This is a genomic window from Cryobacterium sp. PAMC25264, assembly GCF_019443325.1.
Taxonomy (GTDB): Bacteria; Actinomycetota; Actinomycetes; order Actinomycetales; family Microbacteriaceae; genus Cryobacterium.
The window spans coordinates 3,153,769-3,172,002 of record NZ_CP080383.1 but is presented as its reverse complement, the minus strand read 5'-3'; the positions used below and the strand labels follow the sequence as shown (position 1 = coordinate 3,172,002).

The following is an 18,234-nucleotide window of genomic DNA, read 5'->3' as shown; positions in this document are numbered from 1 at the left end:
GCCGTAGGTGTGGGTCAGGCCCGGCCGAGCCGCCAGAGCGAGGTGACCTCGGCCGACCGCGCGGCGTGCAGCGGGTCGGTGGCGTCGGCCGCCTTGTGGTGAGTGGGGCGGATGTCGAGGCGGGCGATGACGGCCAGGCCCGCGTGGTCGATGAGGTCGAGCAGTTCGCCGCGGGAGCGCAGTCCGAGCAGTTCGCCGAGGTTGGAGATGATCAGCCAGCCCTCGCCGTGCTCGGTGAGGTGCCCGGCCAGGCCGGCCAGAAAGCCACGGAGCATGCGGCTGTCCGGGTCGTAGACGGCGGCGTCGGTGCTTGTGGCGGCGGAGGCCGGCAGCCAGGGCGGGTTGCAGACCACGAGGTCGGCGCGGCCTGCCGGGAACAGGTCGGCATGCACGACCTCGACCTGGTCGGCGTACCCCAGACGCTGGAGGTTCTCGCGGGCACAGGCCAGCGCTCGGGGCTCCATATCGGTGGCCACGACGCGGTCAAAACCGCGTTGAGCGAGCATCGCCGCGATCACCCCGGAACCGGTGCCGATGTCGAAAGCCATCCCGGTCGCCGGCAGCGGCGCGGTGGCGATGAGGTCGAGGTACTCGCCGCGCACCGGTGAGAAGACGCCGTAATGCGGGTGGATGCTCGCGCCGAGCGCCGCGACCGGCACCCCCTTTGTGCGCCACTCGTGAGCGCCCATCACGCCGAGCAGCTCGCGCAGCGACAGCACGACCGAGGCGGTCCCGGCACCGTAGGCCTCGTCGGCAGCCTGTCGAACGTCGGGCGCGCGGCGCAGGTTCAGGGTGTGGCTTGCGTCGAGTTGCACGAGCACCAGGCCCAGCAGGCGCGCGCGACGGAGGGCCTGGGCGCGGCCCGCCTCGAACGCGGCCGACATGCCGGTGGTGGGAGTGCGCCGGTGCCGGTCCACCCGGCGGGCCAGCGCGGAGAGCAGCTGTCTGGCGTTCTGGAAGTCGCCCTGCCAGAGCATGCCGGTGCCGGCCTCGGCCATCCGGTAGGCGGCATCCGCGGTGAGGGTGTCGTCGACCACGACGGCGCGGCGCGGCGCGGGCCAGCCGCCCTCGGAGTGCCACGGGGCGGTTTGCTCGGTGTCGCCGGACTGCCAGCGGATGTCGGCCGTCACGCTGCTGCCGGGGGTGGTCGTGTTGGACATGGTGTCCGATCTTGTGCCGCTGGGGGTGTGCGCTTTCGGAAAGTGAAGCGGGACGGTGGGCCGGCAACTGAGGTCAGGGGACCGTGTGCCGGGAATCGTGGGGCGCGAACTGCGGGCCGGGAACTGCGGGGCAGAACGCTCTCGCGACCCGTTCGATTATCGCACCCGGCCCAGCTGCCCGGCGCGGGCATCCGCCCTCGCCGCCGTGGCCCGGTCGGCCGCAACTGTTCCCGAAGCGGACTTCTGCACCCGGTGCGCCCTGAGTGTCAGCCTGTGGTGAGACAAATCATCGTTTCATCACGGGCCGGCTGAGGGCGGGGAAGAGGACATCCAAATGGAAATGTCAGAAGTCCAAACCCGGCTTACTCGGAAGCATCATTTCACGTCTGCTGAGCGCCTCGCGATTCTTGCGCAGTGGGAGCAGTACGCGTCGACGGGCGCGGAGATCGGCGCGAAGTCCGCGTTCTGTCGCCGAGTCGGCATCGACGTTAGGTCGCTGTCGCGGTGGAGTCAGGAGAAGCGGCAGGGCCTGCTGGTCGAGACGGAACAGCGGCAGACTAAGTACGTGTTGACGAAACAGGAACGGATCGAATTTCTGCGATTGCAGAAGGAAAACGCGATCCTCAAAGCCCAGTTGGAGCAGTCCGAGAGCGCGGTGGAAGTGTTGGGAAAAGCCTCAGAGCTCGGTTGCGTCCCTGTGAGTGGTGTGGTTTCCCGCTCTTGAGCGTTGCTTCGTCAACGTAAAGAGCCACCGTGGGAGGGTCAGTGAGTACCGACTAAAGCAACTCACAGAAAGACACAAACCACGATGGCTCTAGACCAGTCTGCCCTGCTCGACCTGCTGGGAGAACTCAAACTCACCGACGTCACCGACCGAATTCGGGTCGCGACGGAAACTCTTTACCAAGAACTCATCGATGCGGAAGCGACCGCGTTCATCGGTGCCGCCCCGTTTGAGCGCACCGGCGACCGCACCACCCACCGCAACGGCACCCGACCGAGGACCTTGTCGACCACCGCCGGCGACCTCGATCTGAAGATCCCGAAGCTACGCGCTGGGTCGTTCTTCCCGGCTCTGCTTGAGCGGCGTCGCCGGGTCGATCAGGCGTTGTTCGCGGTCGTGATGGAGGCCTACGTGCACGGCGTCTCGACCCGCAAAGTCGACGACCTCGTCAAAGCGCTCGGCGCTGACACCGGGATCTCCAAGTCCGAGGTATCCCGGATCTGCGCGGGCCTAGACGCCGAGGTCGCCGAGTTCCGCGACCGCACCCTCGCGGCCCAAGACTTCCCCTACGTGTTCCTGGACGCCACCTACTGCAAAGCCCGGGTTGGGCACCGGATCGTGTCCCAGGCCATCGTCGTCGCGGTCGGGGTCGCCGCGGACGGGCGCCGGGAAGTGCTGGGCTTTGACGTGGGTGACAGCGAGAACGAGGGCTTCTGGACTAGCTTCTTGCGGTCGTTGAAGACCCGAGGCCTGGACGGGGTCAAGCTCGTCATGTCTGACGCTCACACCGGGCTGAAGAAGGCCATCGGCACCGTCTTCCAGGGCGCCGGCTGGCAGAGATGCCGGGTGCATTTCATGCGCAACGTCCTCGCCGTGATCCCGAAGGGCTCCCAGGACATGGTCGCCTCGATCATCCGCACCATCTTCGCCCAGCCCGACCAAGAGCACATCGAGAAACAGTTCCGCGAGGTCACCACCATGCTGGGCCGCTCGCACCCGAAGGTCGCCGCGATGCTCGTCGACGCGCAACCCGACCTGCTCGCGTTCGCCGGGTTTCCCCGGCGGCACTGGCGCCAGATCTGGTCCACCAACCCGCTCGAACGGGTGAACAAAGAGATCAAACGCCGCACCGACGTGGTCGGTGTCTTCCCCAACGCAGCCGCGCTGCTGCGCCTGGCCGGGTCGGTTCTGATCGAGCAGCACGACGAGTGGGAAGCCGGCGAACGCCGCTACTTCTCCGAAGCATCCATGCTCGAGCTGGCCACCATGAACAACCCCACCGAGGTAATCGACGAGGCGGTGATCCTCCCAGAACTAGCCGCCGCCTAAACTAAAACAACTGACCCGCACGGTGTTGAGAAACTCCACCACTCAGCGGGACGTGACCCAGAGCTCTTGTCCGCGCTGGCCAAGAGCTCACAAATCCGCACCCCGCCGCTGCCGGACGAGCCAGCGATCCCGGCCGCGTTTCGGAAGCCGAAACCCACCGAGTAGCGTTCGAAACAGTCGTCGACCTGACTGCGGTGGGGATGCCGGTGGTGCGGGCCTGCGCGTTGGTCGGCTACTCGCGGGCATCGTTCTATCGGCACCGCAGCCCCCGCGCCCGCCTGGCCGCGCCGATCCCGCAGAAGGACCGGCACCAGCCGGCCACGCTCTCCACTGCGGAGAGCGCGCAGATCCTGGCGCTGATCAACACCCCTGAGTATGAGGGCTTCTCGATCTGCCAAGCCTTTTACCGGGCCTGGGATGCGGGTGTTTACCTGGCGTCGAAGTCTTCCTGGTACCGCGTCGCCCGCGCGGCCGGGCAGGTCCACGAGCGCCGCCGGCAGGCTGAGGGGTCGCCGAAGAAGATCCCCGAGCTGGTCGCGACCGCCCCGTCACAGGTGTGGTCCTGGGACATCACCAAGCTCAAGACCACGATCCGGGGCCGCTACTTCCACCTCTACGTGATCATGGACATCTACTCGCGTCGCGTCGTGGGCTGGCGGCTGGAGGCCTACGAGGATGGTGACCTCGCCGAAGAACTGATCCAAGAAGCGGTCACCGCGAACCACGGCGTCGCGCCGAACTCTCTGCACTCGGATAACGGTGCTGCGATGGTGAGCACACCGGTGTCCTTACTGCTGGAGAAACTCGGCGTCGATAAGTCCTTCTCCCGGCCCAAAGTCTCCAACGACAACCCCTACAGCGAAGCGTTATTCAAGACCGCGAAATACGATCTCGCGTTCCCTGAGATCTTCGACACGACCGATGACGCCCGCGCCTACTTCGACTGGTTCTTCCACGAATACAACCAGAACCACCGCCACTCCGGCATCGCCTGGAACACCCCAACGACGTTCACTACGGCCGCACCGACCGAGTGACCCGCCGCAGAAGCCAAGTCCTCAACACCGCATTCCGAACGCATCCAGAACGCTACGCCCAACACCCCAAGCCCCCGGCCCTACCGGGCCGGGTATGCATCAACGACCCCCGCCAAAAACCCAAACCCAACCTGTCTCAAACAGGTTGACAAATACCGTGCGCCGGGCGCAGATGTCCGTTCGGGCAACAGTTGGGTGGCCGGGGCCGGGGCACTAGAGCAGGGCGGGCATGACCTCGCGCTCGAAGAGTTCGATGCCGGAACGGTCGTAGGCCGCCTCGGGGAAGTAGTGGATGGCGTAGCCGAGCCCGCGCGCCTTCATGCCGTTCAGCCGCTCCACGACCTGCTCGGGCGTGCCCACGGCCTGCGCGGTGCCGCTGCGGTACTCGGCCATGAAATCGGCCGCGCCTTCCGCGCCCAGGTACGGCGTGACGCGATCCTGGATGGCGTCGAGCCGGTCGGCGACCTCGGCCTCGGTCGACGCGATGACGGTGTTGTAGTTGGCCGAGCGCACGATGGCGTCGAAGTCGGTGCCGAGCGTGGCGCAGTGCTCGCGCAGCAGGTCGCTCTTGTGGCTGAAGCCCTCGGGGGAGCCGTCGAAGTTAGTGTAGTTCGCGTACTGGGCGGCGATGCGCAGCGTGACCTTCTCGCCGCCCCCGGCGATCCAGATCGGGATGCCGCCCTCTTGCAGCGGGAGCGGGCGCACGATGGCGCCGTCCACCTGGTAGTGCTCGCCGTCCAGGGTGGCGGTGCCCGTGGTCCAGGCCTGTTGCATGATCTGCACGCCCTCGTCGAGACGGGCGAGGCGTTCGCCGGCGCGGGGGAAGCCGTAGCCGTAAGCGCGCCACTCGTGCTCGTACCAGCCGGCGCCGATGCCCATCTCGACGCGGCCGCCGGAGATGATGTCGATCGTGGACGCAACCTTGGCCAGGTAGGCGGGGTTGCGGTAGCTCATGCAGGTGCACATCTGGCCCAACCGCACCCGGCTGGTGGTGGCGGCAAAGGCGCTCATCAGCGTCCACGCCTCGTGGGTGGCCTGCTCGCTCGGCACCGGAACGGTATGGAAGTGGTCGTACACCCAGATGGATTCCCAGGCGCCAGCATCCGCGTGCGCGGCGAGGCCGCTCATGGCAGCCCACTGTTCAGCCGGGTCGATGTCGACCAGGTCGTGACGCCAGCCCTGGGGAATGAAGAGTCCGAATCGCATGGGCCCAGCCTACGGTTGCGACGCCGGCGGCGGTACAGGGCGGCCCGCCGAGTCGGCGAACCGGCGCGCGGATACGACCACGCCGGTCCTGCGTGAGGGTGCCGTGGGCTATTCGGGTTTGGTCGTCGCGTCGCGAGGCTGCTCGGGGCTCTCCGGGGCAGCAGGGGCGGCGTCGACAGATTCGGGGCGGATGCGCACGCCCGTCACGGTGAGCACCAGGAGCATGACGGCGCCGGCGAAGATCGCGATGTCGGCGACATTGCCGATGAAGAGGTTGCCGTAGCCGATGAAGTCCACCACATGGCCTCGGGCGAAGCCCGGTTCGCGGAAGAGCCGGTCGCCCAGGTGAGTCGTGGCGCCGCCGAGCAGCAGGCCGAGTGCGACCATCCAGCCGCGGGACTGAACCTGCCAGGTGAGCCGGGCGATGAACACCACGGCGGCCGCGGCGAGCAGCGCGAACACCCAGGTGAAGTCGGAGCCGATCGAGAACGCGGCGCCCGGGTTGTAAACCAGCACGAAGCGGATCAGGTCGCCGATCACGGGAATGGTCTGCCCGTCGCCGAGCGCTGCCTCGGCCCACCACTTGCTGGCCTGGTCGAGGATGATCACGAGCAGGGCGATACCGAAGGCAGGCCACGCCAGCCGGGATGCCCGCCGCGAGCGGGTGCGGGCCGGCGGCGGAGTCGAGGAGGCAGAAGTCACCCCTCCATCATCTCAGCCCTCGCCCCGCGTGGGTGCCCGCAGCGGAACGCCGGACCGGGCGTACGTTCCACAGTGTGCTCGATGCCCGGAACCCCGCCCGGAACCCCGCCCGGGTGTGCGCCGCGCGGCGCACCGTTCGTAAGAACCCTTACGGAGGGAGCCGTGTAGCGTTGTTGCACCTGTACGCCGCGCCTGCCCGGTGCGGCGGGATCGACCCGAGTGTGATCATCCGCTCACGTGCCTGAGGAGACCGCGCATGTCATCACCCACCGACGCCCCCACCGACGCCCCGGCCGACGTGCCCGCGCCGTCGCCCGCTGCGGATGCCGCCGGCGTGGCTGCCGTGGTCTACAACCCCATCAAGGTCGACCTCGAGGCCATCAAGCGTGTCGTCGCGACCGCGGAGGCCCAGGCCGGCTGGGGAGAGACGCTCTGGTTCGAGACCTCGAAGGAAGACCCGGGCCAGGGTGCCGCCAAGCAGGCCCTCGACGCCGGGGCGACGGTGGTGATCGCGGCGGGCGGCGACGGCACAGTGCGGGCCGTGGCCGAGGTCGTGCACGGGAGCAGTGCAGCCCTGGCCCTGTTGCCGTCGGGCACGGGCAACCTGCTGGCGCGTAACCTCAACCTCACCCTCGACAACCTCGAGCACTCGATCGCCACGGCGTTCACCGGGGTCGACCGCCCGATCGACATCGGCCGGATCGACATCCGGCACGCCGACAACAGCGTCTCCAAGCACGCGTTCCTCGTGATGGCCGGGCTGGGCTTGGACGCCAAGATGCTCGCCAGCACCAACGACGAGCTCAAGGCCCGCATCGGCTGGCTGGCCTATGTGGGCGCGATCATCACGGCGCTCCGCGACAAGAACCAGTTGCGCATGAAGTACAGCCTTGACGGCGGCAGCACCAAGTCGGTGCGCGCGCACACCATGATCGTGGGCAACACCGGGCTGCTCACCGCGAATGTTCTGCTGCTGCCCGAGGCCGTGATCGACGATGGCCAGTTCGAGATCGTGATGCTCCGCCCGGAGGGTTTCCTCAGCTGGGTGCAGATCCTGGTAAAGGTGCTCTGGGAGAACGGGGTGCTGCGGCGCACCCCGATCGGCCGCCGGATGATGTCCAAAGAGGTCGATGCCCTCAACTATGTGAAGGGCACCGAGGTGGTCGTCAAGCTCAGCCACCCCGAGGAGATCGAGCTCGACGGCGACGGCTTCGGCACGGTGTCGGCGTTCAAGGCCCGGGTGGATGCCGGCGGGCTGCGGGTGCGGGTACCCCGGGAGTGAGCCGGGTTCCCACCGTCCCGAACGATGCACCGGCAGGCCCGCGACCACGCGGCCGGCGCCGCCTCCGCGAGGTGCAGTTGCCGGTCTCCGGCGAAACCGTCTCCGTGGCCTCCACTCCCGGCCCGGGCACGACGGATGCGCCGGTGTTCGTGCTCGTGCACGGGATCGGCATGTCCCACCGATACCTCGAGCGGCTGCACCAGGAGCTCGCCGGCGCCGGCGCCGTGCACTCGGTGGACCTGCCCGGCTTCGGCCGGTCGCCCAAACCGGAGGACGGCGTCTCGATCGAGCAGTACGCCGACTACCTCGGCGAACTGCTGCCGACGCTCAGCGGCGGCCCCGTCGTGTTGGTCGGTCATTCGATGGGCGCCCAGTTCGTGACCGAGACGGCCGTGCGGCACCCGGCGCTGGTGTCTCACCTGGTGCTGATCGGCGGCGTCACCGACCCGGCCCGCGGGTCGGTGCTGCTGCAGGCCCTCGACCTGGCCCGGGACACCTTCAAGGAACCCGCCAGCGGCACGGTCATCGTGTTGGGCGACTACCTGCGCTGTGGTCCGCGCTGGTATCTGGCCACGCTTCGGCCGATGCTCGCCTACCGCACCGACCTGCGGCTGCGGGAGGTGTCCGCTCCCACCCTGGTGATCCGCGGGCAGGACGACCCGGTGTCGCGGCACGACTGGGGTGTGCATCTCGCGGCCGCGGCCCCGCTGGGCCGCCTGCTGGAGCTGCCGGGCCGGCATCTGGTGCAGTTCAGCGGCGCTGCCGCCACGGCCGCCGGCATTCGCGAGCACGCCGGGGCGCCGGCGCGGGGCGGGGTGCCGGCCGACCACACGGTCGACCACGCTGTCGACGAACCGGTCGCGCCATGACCTCCCGGATGCCGCCCCAGGGCCGGCTGCGCGGGATCTCCCGCAACGCTGGATCCTGGCTGCTCGACTACAGGTACGCCGCGATCGGTCAGGTGCGGGCGGCCCTTTCCCGCACCCGGCCCGACGACTTCGGCACGGGAGACACGACGCCGGTGCTGATCCTGCCCGGGATCTACGAGAGCTGGCATTTCATGCGCCCGCTGATCGACGTGCTGCACGAAGCCGGGCATCCGGTACACGTGGTGACGCTGCTGCAGAGCAATCGGCGGCCGATCGTGGAGTCGGCGCGCATCGTGGCCGAGCACCTATGCCGGCAGGACCTGCACGATGTGGTGATCGTCGCTCACAGCAAGGGCGGCCTGATCGGCAAGTACCTGATGAGCCAGCTGGATCCCGAGGCACGGGTGACGCGGATGGTGGCGGTGAGCACCCCGTTCTCAGGGTCGCGGTATGCCCGGTACATGCCCACGCCCAGCCTGCGTGACTTCGCGGCGAAGCACCCAGCGCTGCTCGCACTCTCAGCGGACGAACGGATGAACGCGCGCGTGGTGTCGATCTTCGGCCGGTTCGATCCGCACATCCCGGAGGGCAGCTCTCTGCCGGGCGCCGAGAACGTCCGCATCGACACGGGCGGCCACTTCCGCATCCTGAGCCACCCCGAAACGCAGCGGCGCGTGCTCGCCGCCGTCGGCCGCGCGTAGCCCCTACTCCGGACCCACTGTTTCCCGTGCGGACTTCTGCACCCGGTGCGCCGGGTGCACGTGTCCGCTTCGGCAACAGTTGGCGATCTAGGTGCGGGTGGTTCGCACGATGGCCTGGATGCGGCCGGGCACGGTGTCGTCCTGCAACGAGGTGACATCGCCGAGAGGGCGGCCGTCCACGATGTCGCCGAGCAGCCGGCGCATGATCTTACCCGAGCGGGTCTTGGGCAGATCCGGCACCAGGAACACGTCCCGGGGTTTGGCCACCGCGCCGATCTCGTGGGTGATGTGCGCCCGCAGCTGCGGGGCCAGCTCGGCGGCCAGGGCCAGCCAGGCCTCCGGGTCATCCGTGGCCGGGGCCACCGCGGGGATCACGAACGCGGCGATGCCCTCGCCGGTCGTCTCGTCGGCGACGCCCACCACGCCGGACTCGCCGACGGCCGGGTGCGAGACCAGCGCCGACTCGATCTCGATGGTGGAGAGCCGGTGGCCGGAGACGTTGATCACGTCGTCGACCCGGCCGAGAAGCCAGATGTCGCCGTCGTCGTCATACTTGGCGCCGTCGCCCGAGAAGAAGTAGCCCTGCTTCGCGAACCGGGCCCAGTAGGAGTCGCGGTAGCGCTCCGGGTTACCCCACACCGTGCGGGCCATGCCCGGCCAGGTGCCGGCCAGCACCAGGTAGCCGCCGGTGCCGTGCGAAACAGGCTGGCCCGCGTCATCCACCACCAGGGTGCTCAGCCCGGGCAGGGCGCGCAGGGCTGAGCCGGGTTTGAGGGTGCTCACCCCGGGCAGCGGCGCCATCACGGCCGCGCCGGTCTCCGACTGCCACCAGGTGTCCACGATCGGAGCCTCGCCCGCACCGATGTTCTCCCGGAACCACACCCAGGCCTCGGGGTTGATCGCCTCGCCGACCGAGCCGAGCAGGCGGATGCTGGACAGGTCGTGCTCCGCCGGCAGGCCGTCAGGGAACCAGGTCATGAAGGTGCGGATGAGAGTGGGCGCCGTGTAATAGGTGGTGACACCGTAGCGCTCGATGATCTCGAAGTGCCGGCCGGGGTGGGGGGTGTTGGGAGTGCCCTCGTAGATCACCGAAGTGGTGCCGTTGGAGAGCGGCCCGTAGTGAACGTAGCTGTGCGCGGTGACCCAGGCCAGGTCGGCGGTGCACCAGTGCACGTCGTCCTCCTTGGCGTCGAACACGGCCCAGTGGCTCCAGGACGCGTGGGTGAGGTAGCCGCCGCTGGTGTGCACCAGGCCCTTGGGCTTTCCCGTGGTGCCGGAGGTGTAGATGATGAAGAGCGGTGTCTCGGCGTCGAAGAACTCCGGCTCGTGGGTGTCGGATGCCGTGTCGACGGTGTCGTGCCACCACACGTCGCGCCCGGTGGTCCAGGGGATGCCCGGGGTGAGGTCTCCCGTGCGGCGCACCACGAGCACATGCTCGATCGAGTCCACGCCGGCCACGGCCTCGTCGGCGGCCTGCTTGACGGGCACGGCCTTGCCGCGGCGGAACTGGCCGTCGGTGGTGACGAGTAGCTTGGCGCCGGTGTCCTCGACACGAAAGCGCAGCGCCTCGGCGGAGAAGCCGCCGAACACGAGCGAGTGGATGGCGCCGATGCGGGCGACCGCAAGGGTGATGATGATGGTCTCGGGGATCACCGGGAGGTAGACGACCACCCGGTCGCCCTTCTCGATGCCGAGGTCGGTGAGCGCGTTCGCGGCCCGGGCGACCTCCTTCTCGAGATCGGCGTAGCTGAGGGTGCGCCGATCGCCCGGTTCGCCCTCGAAGTGGAATGCGACCTTGTCGCCGCGGCCTGCGGCCACGTGCCGGTCGACGCAGTTCACCGCCACGTTGAGCGTGCCGCCGGCGAACCACTCCGCGCGCGGCACGCTCAGCACCCCTTCGGCATCCGGAGTGGTGGGCTGCCAGCTGTGGTCGGTGTGCCAGGGTTCGGCCCAGTCGAGCCGGTTGGCCTGCTCGGTCCAGAAGGCGACCGGGTCTGCCGCGGCTTTGTCGTACCAGGACGCGTCGACGTTGGCCTGGGCGGCGAAGGTGGCCGGGGCCGGGTAACGGCGGTGTTCGGTGGAGAGGTTGCGGATCGTGGCGCTGGTGTCGGTCCAGTCTGCGGTGGCGGCTCGGCTAGCCGGGGTGTGCGTGGTGCTGGTGTCCGTGCCGGTGTCGACGCGGGCGCCGATGCTGGCACCGGTACTGGTGTCGGGGTTCGGCATGGGCACACTCCGGCGGTTGGTTCTGGGGGCGGAACTATCGGGCACCTTCGACGCTACGCAGCGCGGGCATCCGTCGCAGTGCGCGGTGCAACGCGGCGTAACGTGCGGGCCCGGCGGCGCGCGAAAACTGTCGCAGCGTGTGAAAAGCCTCGCAGCGTGGGATAGTCAGCGACTTTTCGCACGCGGCGAGCTTCTTCGCACGCGGCGAGCACTTTCACGCGCCGCGAGGCGCGGTCAGGCCCACTTCTTGATGGCGTACTTCTCGAACACGCCCAGGATGGCGTCGGTGAGCTTGCCGAGCAGGGCGAGCAGGATGATGGCGAGCAGGATGCGGTCGATGCGGCCGTTTGTACCCGAGTCTGACAGGAGGAAGCCCAGCCCCATCGACGCGCCGAGGAGCTCGGCGGCGACGAGGAACAGCCACGCCTGAGCTAGCGCGAGGCGGAAACCGGAGATCACCGAGGGGATCACGGCGGGCAATTGCACAGCGGCGAAGAGCTTCACGCCGCGTAGCCCGAAGGCTCGGCCGGCCTCAACCAACTGCCGGTCCACATGCCGAAGCGCCAGGGCCACCGTCGTGTAGACGGGGAAGAAGGCGCCGATGGCCACCAGCACGATCTTGGATTCTTCGCCGTACTTGAGCCAGATGATCAGCAGCGGAACCCAGGCCAAGGAGGGCACCGCGCGGATGGCGCCCAGGGTGGGCGCGAAAAGGATATCGGCCGCGCGGGAGAGCCCTACGAGTGAGCCCGCGATGAGGCCTAGGGTCGCACCCGCGGCGAACCCGATCAGCACGCGCTGCGTGGAGATGGCGACATAGAGCGTGAGTTCACCGCGCTCGAAGAGATCGACGGTGGCGACCCAGACCATGGCCGGGGACGGGAGCTGGGAGACGGTGATCAAGCCGAGGGTGCTGCTGAGCTGCCAGGCGAGAAGGACTAGCGCCGGCAGCAGCAGGCCACCCACGATGCGCGCACTCCGTCGGGAGGTCAACGGACGCCGCACGGTTGGCGCCGTGCCCGGGGTCAGGGTCTCGGTCATCGGTGGTCCTTCCGTGCGGGGGTGAGGTGCGGGAGATACATGTCCGGAGGGGCTGATGCCGGGGCGGCGACAGTGCTGCCGCCCCGGCATCCGCTGGGCTACTCGACGATCGTCGGGTCGGCCTTCGTGGCGAAGGTGTCGTTGATGATCGTGTCGAGGGCGTCGTCGACCTGCTTCTGTTCGAGAACGTCGCCGGTCTCGACGAAGATCGGGCCGATGGTGGTGAGCACCGTGAGCTGCGCCTCGCCGGGGACGTTGTCGACGTCGAGGTTGGAGCGCTCGGTGATGACCTTGGTGGCGACGGCGAGGTCGAGACCGGCCACGTCGGAGAGGATCTGGGCCGTCTCGTCCTCGTGGGTGAGGGCCCAGTCCCGGGCGTGCTCGTAGACGTCGACGACGGTCTGGGCAACATCCGGCTTCTCGGTGATGAAGGACTCGGTGGCGTTGAGGAAGCCGTAGCTGTTGAAGTCGACATTGCGGTAAACCAGCTTGGCTCCGGCGGCTTCGGCGCCGGCCATGATCGGGTCGAGTCCGGCCCAGGCGTCGACGGAGCCGTTCTGCAGGGCTGCCCAGCCGTCGGCGTGCTGCAGATTCTGCACGGTGACGTCCTCAGGGCTGAGTCCGGCCTCCTCGAGGGACTGCAGGAGGAAGAAGTAGGGATCGGTGCCCTTGGTGGCCGCGATCTGCTTGCCCTTGAGGTCTTCGACCGACGTGATGTCCGAACCCTCCGGAACGACGAGTGCGGACCACTCGGGCTGCGAGTAGATGTCGATCACCTGGATGGGGGAGCCGTTGGAGCGGGCGAGGAGGGCCGCGGATCCGGCGGTGGAGCCGACGTCGATGGCGTTGGCGCGCAGGGCCTCGTTGGCCTTGTTGGAGCCCGCGGACTGCACCCAGTTGACGGTGATGTCCTGGTCGGCGAGGGCGTCTTCGAGCCAGCCCTTCTCCTTGATCACCAGGCTGAGCGGGTTGTAGGTGGCGAAGTCGATGTTGAGGGTGCCGCCCTCGGTGACGATGGCGCCGTCGTCGTCGGTGGTGGCCGACCCGGCGGAGGCCTGGTTCTCGCCGGCGACGCAGCCCGTGAGCAGTAGCGCGGAGGCAGCGGCGGTGGCGATGAGGGCGGTGGCTGTGAAGCGTTTCTTCATGACAGGTCTCTCGTTGGATTCGGGAAGGGGCTCAGGGTGCGCGAGCTGATGCGGGTATCCATTGCTGTGGATGTGGTGCGGGCGGTTCGGATGGTTCGGGTGGTGCCGGCGGTTCGGATGCTGCGGGTGGATCCGGCGCACGATCGGGCTGTGCGAACGTCGAGGGTTGGGCGGGTCGGTGTCAGTAGGGGAAGTGCGGGATGGTGGTTCCGGCGGGCACTCCGCGGGTGTCGCCGTGCCGGTCGATGCCCAGGCCCGCGAGCAGACGGCCGCGCAGCTCGGCGAGTTCCGCCGAACCTCGGTCGCGGGGGCGCCGGCCGGGAACGGTGAGCTCCTGCACGATCGTGGCGCCGGGGATGGCGGCATCCGTCCCGGCCGGCTCCTGACCGAGCAGGATGATACGGTCGGCCAGCTGCAGCGCCTCGTCGACGTCGTGGGTGACGAGCAGCACCGTGGTGGGGGCGGCGGCGTGCACCTCGAGCAGCAGGTCCTGCATCTTGAGCCGGGTGAGGGCATCCAGGGCCCCGAACGGTTCGTCGAGCAGGAGCACACCGGGGTTGCGGGCCAGGGCGCGGGCGAGCGAGGCGCGCTGGGCCATGCCACCGCTGATGGCGGCGGGGCGGTGGCCGGCGAACGCCGACAGCCCCACCAGGTCCAGGAGCTCGGCGACGCGGGCCTGGCCGGCCTCGCGGGCGGTGCCGCGCGGGAGGCCGAGGGCCACATTGGCCGCCACGGTGCGCCAGGGCAGCAGGCGGGGCTCCTGAAAACCCACGGCGCAGCGGGTATCGAAGTCGGTGACGGGAGACCCGTCGATGCGCACGGACCCGGCGCTGGGGGAGTCCAGCCCGCCAATGATGCGCAGCAGGGTGGACTTGCCGCAGCCGCTGGTGCCGAGGATGGCGAGGACCTCGCCGGGCCGTACCGAGAGCGTCACGTCACGCAGCACCGGGCGCGGCACGGCCGGGGCGGCCGGACGCCGGCCACGTGCCGCCGCGGTGGGGAACGAGCGGCCCAGACCGCTGAACTCCACGGCGAAGGCCGCGTCGGTTCCGGCCGGCCGGCTGACGCGCGCGGGCCGTTCGCCCCCGGCGGTGCCCAGGACCGGGCGGCCGGTGGTGCGCGTTGCGGGGCTGGCGGACATGGGCTGCCGATCGGGTCGTCGCGGGAAGGTTTCTTCGACGCTACCCAGGCCGCCACGGGCACGCACCCCGTGCTGAAACGCAACGTAGCAATTGAACCCGGCGTCCAACATCCGGATGGAGTGACCAGGGGCAGCCGGGACTTGGGATGATTGATCTATGACACGAACCGTTTCCGGAGCCCGGGTACTGATCACAGGTGCAGGCATGGGCATGGGCCGCCTGTACGCCGAACGGGCCGTCGCCGAGGGCGCCCGGGCCGTGATCCTGTGGGACCGGGACGCCGCGAGCCTCTCCAGTACCGCCGCGATCCTCACCGAACGCGCCGGCGGAGCCACCCAGATCGCGCCGTACGTCGTGGACATCTCCGATCTGGGCGCGATCGCGCAGACCGCGCAGCGGGTGCGCACCGAGGTGGGTAACCCCGACATCGTGATCAACAACGCCGGTATCGTGCGTGGTTCCTTCTTCTGGGAGCACGACAACGGCGATGACACCCGTGCCACCATGCAGGTGAATGCGCTCGCGCCGATGTACATCACCCGCGAGTTCCTGCCCGCCATGATGCGCAACCCCTACCGCGAGTCCCGCATCGTCAACATCGCCTCCGCCGCCGGCATGCTCTCCACCCCGCGCATGAGCGTCTACGCGGCGTCGAAGGCGGCCGTGATCGCCTGGAGCGACTCCCTGCGCCTCGAGCTCCAGCAGCAGGGCTTCGACCACGTGCGCGTGAGCACCATCGCGCCCAGCTACATCTCCACGGGCATGTTCGATGGTGCCCGCGGCCCGTTGTTCACGCCCATCATGACCCCGGAGCACGTGGTGGACCGGGTGTGGCGGGCGATGCTCGCCGGGACGCCGCAGCTCTTGATGCCGTGGACGGTGGGCCTGTCCAAGAAGGTGCGCGGCGTGCTGCCGCTGGCCGCCTGGGACGTCGTGGCGGGCCGGGTCTTCGGCGTGTACCGGTCTATGGACACCTTCGTCGGGCGTCGCTGAGCGCTCCCGCCACCTCCAGAGCCGGCCGGACTCTTCGGCCCGGTTGACATCTTCTGAACTCCCGACGTACGATGGAAACGATTCCATGGAAACGATTCCATAGATTCCACGTACGTACACAAGGGAGTGGTTGTGGAAGCCGTAACGATCAAGGACGTCGCCGCCCTCGCGGGCGTCTCGGTGGGTACCGCATCGAGGGTCCTGTCGGGCAACCCCGCCACCTCCGCCGACACCCGTGAACGGGTCGCCGCCGCGGCCGCCGAGCTCGACTACCAGCCCAACGCCCAGGCCCAGGCCCTGCGCTCCACCCGGTCCACCTCCCTCGGCCTGCTGGTGCCGGATGTGCGCAACCCGTTCTTCGCCGATCTCGCGCATGCCGCCGAGCAGGCCGCCCTCTCCGCCGGCTACGTCACGCTGCTCGGTAACGCCAACGAGCAGGGTGACCAGCAGGACCGTTACCTGGACACGCTCATCTCCCGCCGGGTCGACGGCGTGATCGTCGCGCCCGTCGGCGACGACGGGGGCCGGCTCCGCGCCCTGATCGACCGCAAGATTCCCACGGTGCTCGTGGACCGCACGGTTCCCGGCCTCGACCTGCCCAGCGTCACCACGGACAGCGAAACCGGAATCCGCCAGGCCGTGCAGCACCTCGCCGAGCTCGGCCACAGCCGGATCGGATATATCTCCGGCCCGCAGGCCACCTCCACCGGCCGGGACCGGTACGCAGCATTCACGCGCGCCGTTGCCGAAGCCGGCTTGAGCCAGGACCCGGAGTTGGTCTACTTCGGTGACTACCAGGCCGCCAGCGGCTCGGCCGGCGTGCACGCCCTGATGAGCCTCACGAATCCGCCGACAGCGCTGCTCGCCGCCGACAGCCTGATGGCCGTCGGCGCCATCAGCATCCTGCACAGACTCGGCCTGCGGATCGGCACCGACATCGCCCTCGTCGCCTTCGACGACATCGAGTGGTTCGCCCTGCTCAACCCGGCCCTCAGCGTGATCGCGCACAGCGTGGAGGACATGGGCCGGATCGCCATCGACCTGCTCCTGCAGGTGATCAGCGGCCAGACCCCGGATTCGGTCGTGCTGCCCAGCGAACTGATCGTGCGGGCCTCGTCGGCCACGCCGATCCACCCCTCGACATCTCGGCAAAGGAGCCAGAAATGACCGACCACCCCCTGATCACTCTGCAGAACGTGACAAAGACCTTCGGCCAGGTCACCGTGATCCAGGACGTCACCGTGAGTGTCTACCCCGGTAAGGTGCAGGTTCTGCTCGGCGAGAATGGCGCCGGCAAGTCCACCCTGATCAAGATGGTGGCCGGTGTCTACCAACCCGACGGCGGCCAGATCCTCGTCGACGGCACCGTCACGACCCTGCCCACCACCAAGGCCGCCGAAGACCACGGCATCGCCACCATCCACCAGGAACTCAACCTGGTCGCCACCATGAGCGTGGCCGAGAACGTGATGCTCGGCCGGATGCCTACCAAGTTCGGCATGGTCGACCGCAAGGAACTGCGCCGCCAGGCGCGCGAGGCCCTGGCGCTGATCGGCCTCGAGATCGACGTGGACACCCCGGTGGGTCAGCTCGGCATCGCCCGGCAGCAGCTGGTCGAAATCGCCAAAGCCCTGAGCATCAACGCCCGGGTGCTGATCCTGGACGAACCCACCGCCGCGCTCACCCGGCACGAAACCCAGGCCCTGTTCGCCGTGATGGCGGACCTCCGCCGTCGTGGCGTCGGCATGCTCTTCATCAGTCACCACCTCGATGAGATCGCCGAGGTCGGCGATACCGTCACCGTCATCCGCGACGGCCACTTCATCGCCGAAGTCCCCGCCTCCACTCCCGAAGACGAACTCGTCAAGCTCATGGTCGGCCGCAGCATCGAAGACCAGTTCCCGCGCCGGGTAGACGAGACCCCGGCGCTCACCGAGGTGCTCACCGTGGCCAACCTCACCAGCGACGGCCAGTTCGACGACATCAGCTTCACCGTGCGTGCCGGTGAGGTGCTCGGTATCGCCGGGCTCGTCGGGGCGGGCCGCACCGAACTGATCCGCGCCATCGCCGGTGCCGACAAGTACGACAGCGGCTCCGTCGCCGTGCGCGGTAAGAAGCTCCCCAAGGGCGACATCAAGGCGGCCATCAAGGCCGGCATCGGCCATGTTCCCGAAGACCGCAAGGGCCAGGGCCTGGTGCTGGATGCCTCGGTCAACGACAACCTCGGCTACGCCACCCTGGCCTCCAGCGCCAAGCTCGGCCTGGCCGACTTCACCGGACAGCGCACCCGTGCTGAGGCCGTCGCCGCGAAGCTCCGCATCCGGATGCACACCATCGACCAGCCGATCCGCTCGCTGTCCGGCGGCAACCAGCAGAAGGCGGTGTTCGGCCGGTGGATCATCGCCGCGTCCACAGTGCTCCTGCTGGACGAACCGACCCGCGGCGTGGACGTGGGCGCCAAGGTCGAGATCTACGAGCTGATGAACTCGATCACCGCCGCCGGCGGAGCCATCGTGATGGTCTCCAGCGAGCTGCCCGAGATCCTGGGCATGAGCGACCGCATCCTCGTCATGCGCGACGGCCGCCTGGCCGGCGAACTCAGCGCCGCGGATGCCACCCAAGACACAGTCATGACCCTCGCCGCCCGCGACACCTCCGCGCAGCGCTGAACCAGAAGGAA

15 protein-coding genes and 1 pseudogene are annotated in these 18,234 nt (G+C 68.7%); 9 read left to right on the top strand and 7 right to left on the bottom strand.

Annotation, left to right across the window (positions count from 1 at the left end):
• Nucleotides 1-14: 14 nt before the first annotated feature.
• Entirely contained in the window at nucleotides 15-1,160 is a 1,146-nt protein-coding gene (locus KY500_RS14755) for a class I SAM-dependent methyltransferase (protein WP_219901181.1), read from the bottom strand.
• Nucleotides 1,161-1,494: 334 nt separating this feature from the next.
• Between KY500_RS14755 and KY500_RS14750 the strand changes: the two genes are divergently transcribed.
• The 3 genes and pseudogenes from KY500_RS14750 to KY500_RS14740 all read left to right on the top strand — a co-directional run.
• Nucleotides 1,495-1,884, top strand: a complete 390-nt coding sequence (locus KY500_RS14750; protein ID WP_219901180.1) for a hypothetical protein — start codon at nucleotides 1,495-1,497, stop codon at nucleotides 1,882-1,884.
• A gap of 84 nt (nucleotides 1,885-1,968) precedes the next feature.
• Nucleotides 1,969-3,213 carry an IS256 family transposase gene (locus KY500_RS14745; RefSeq protein ID WP_219901179.1) on the top strand — a complete coding sequence of 415 codons (1,245 nt, stop codon included), beginning with the start codon at nucleotides 1,969-1,971 and terminating at the stop codon, nucleotides 3,211-3,213.
• Between the two features lie 173 nt (nucleotides 3,214-3,386).
• A pseudogene (locus KY500_RS14740) lies at nucleotides 3,387-4,250 on the top strand (IS3 family transposase); the annotation flags it as partial.
• Nucleotides 4,251-4,463: 213 nt separating this feature from the next.
• Here KY500_RS14740 and KY500_RS14735 read toward each other — a convergent pair.
• Nucleotides 4,464-5,456 (bottom strand): LLM class F420-dependent oxidoreductase, encoded by a 993-nt coding sequence (locus tag KY500_RS14735; RefSeq protein ID WP_219901177.1) that lies wholly within the window; start codon nucleotides 5,454-5,456, stop codon nucleotides 4,464-4,466.
• Between the two features lie 108 nt (nucleotides 5,457-5,564).
• A complete protein-coding gene (locus KY500_RS14730) occupies nucleotides 5,565-6,158 on the bottom strand; it encodes a signal peptidase II (RefSeq protein WP_255579393.1) in 594 nt (197 codons plus the stop codon).
• Nucleotides 6,159-6,414: 256 nt separating this feature from the next.
• On the opposite strand from KY500_RS14730, the gene KY500_RS14725 reads away from it, so the two are divergent.
• From KY500_RS14725 to KY500_RS14715, 3 genes are all read left to right on the top strand, one after another.
• Nucleotides 6,415-7,440, top strand: a complete 1,026-nt coding sequence (locus KY500_RS14725) for a diacylglycerol kinase family protein (protein WP_219901176.1) — start codon at nucleotides 6,415-6,417, stop codon at nucleotides 7,438-7,440.
• Nucleotides 7,441-7,511: 71 nt separating this feature from the next.
• Nucleotides 7,512-8,309 (top strand): alpha/beta fold hydrolase, encoded by a 798-nt coding sequence (locus tag KY500_RS14720; RefSeq protein WP_219901175.1) that lies wholly within the window; start codon nucleotides 7,512-7,514, stop codon nucleotides 8,307-8,309.
• Complete coding sequence (locus KY500_RS14715) at nucleotides 8,306-9,010, top strand: triacylglycerol lipase (protein ID WP_255579391.1); 705 nt, start codon at nucleotides 8,306-8,308, stop codon at nucleotides 9,008-9,010. The genes KY500_RS14720 and KY500_RS14715 overlap by 4 nt, the downstream gene beginning before the upstream one ends.
• A gap of 87 nt (nucleotides 9,011-9,097) precedes the next feature.
• Here the strand turns inward: KY500_RS14715 and acs are convergent, their stop codons facing one another.
• The 4 genes from acs to KY500_RS14695 form a co-directional block, all read right to left on the bottom strand.
• Complete coding sequence (gene acs / locus KY500_RS14710; RefSeq protein ID WP_219901174.1) at nucleotides 9,098-11,233, bottom strand: acetate--CoA ligase; 2,136 nt, start codon at nucleotides 11,231-11,233, stop codon at nucleotides 9,098-9,100.
• Between the two features lie 234 nt (nucleotides 11,234-11,467).
• On the bottom strand, nucleotides 11,468-12,274 hold the full coding sequence (locus KY500_RS14705; protein ID WP_219901173.1) for an ABC transporter permease: 807 nt from the start codon (nucleotides 12,272-12,274) through the stop codon (nucleotides 11,468-11,470).
• 98 nt (nucleotides 12,275-12,372) lie between these two features.
• The gene (locus tag KY500_RS14700) at nucleotides 12,373-13,419 is read right to left on the bottom strand and encodes an aliphatic sulfonate ABC transporter substrate-binding protein (RefSeq protein WP_219901172.1); all 1,047 of its coding nucleotides are present in this window, start codon (nucleotides 13,417-13,419) and stop codon (nucleotides 12,373-12,375) included.
• 181 nt (nucleotides 13,420-13,600) lie between these two features.
• Nucleotides 13,601-14,560 (bottom strand): ABC transporter ATP-binding protein, encoded by a 960-nt coding sequence (locus tag KY500_RS14695; protein WP_219901171.1) that lies wholly within the window; start codon nucleotides 14,558-14,560, stop codon nucleotides 13,601-13,603.
• Between the two features lie 157 nt (nucleotides 14,561-14,717).
• Here KY500_RS14695 and KY500_RS14690 point away from each other — a divergent pair, with 157 nt between their 5' ends.
• The 3 genes from KY500_RS14690 to KY500_RS14680 all read left to right on the top strand — a co-directional run bounded on the left by KY500_RS14690 (nucleotide 14,718) and on the right by KY500_RS14680 (nucleotide 18,223).
• Nucleotides 14,718-15,554 carry an SDR family NAD(P)-dependent oxidoreductase gene (locus KY500_RS14690; protein ID WP_219901170.1) on the top strand — a complete coding sequence of 279 codons (837 nt, stop codon included), beginning with the start codon at nucleotides 14,718-14,720 and terminating at the stop codon, nucleotides 15,552-15,554.
• Between the two features lie 132 nt (nucleotides 15,555-15,686).
• The gene (locus KY500_RS14685) at nucleotides 15,687-16,721 is read left to right on the top strand and encodes a LacI family DNA-binding transcriptional regulator (RefSeq protein WP_219901169.1); all 1,035 of its coding nucleotides are present in this window, start codon (nucleotides 15,687-15,689) and stop codon (nucleotides 16,719-16,721) included.
• Nucleotides 16,718-18,223, top strand: a complete 1,506-nt coding sequence (locus KY500_RS14680) for a sugar ABC transporter ATP-binding protein (protein WP_219901168.1) — start codon at nucleotides 16,718-16,720, stop codon at nucleotides 18,221-18,223. The genes KY500_RS14685 and KY500_RS14680 overlap by 4 nt, the downstream gene beginning before the upstream one ends.
• Nucleotides 18,224-18,234: the final 11 nt, after the last annotated feature.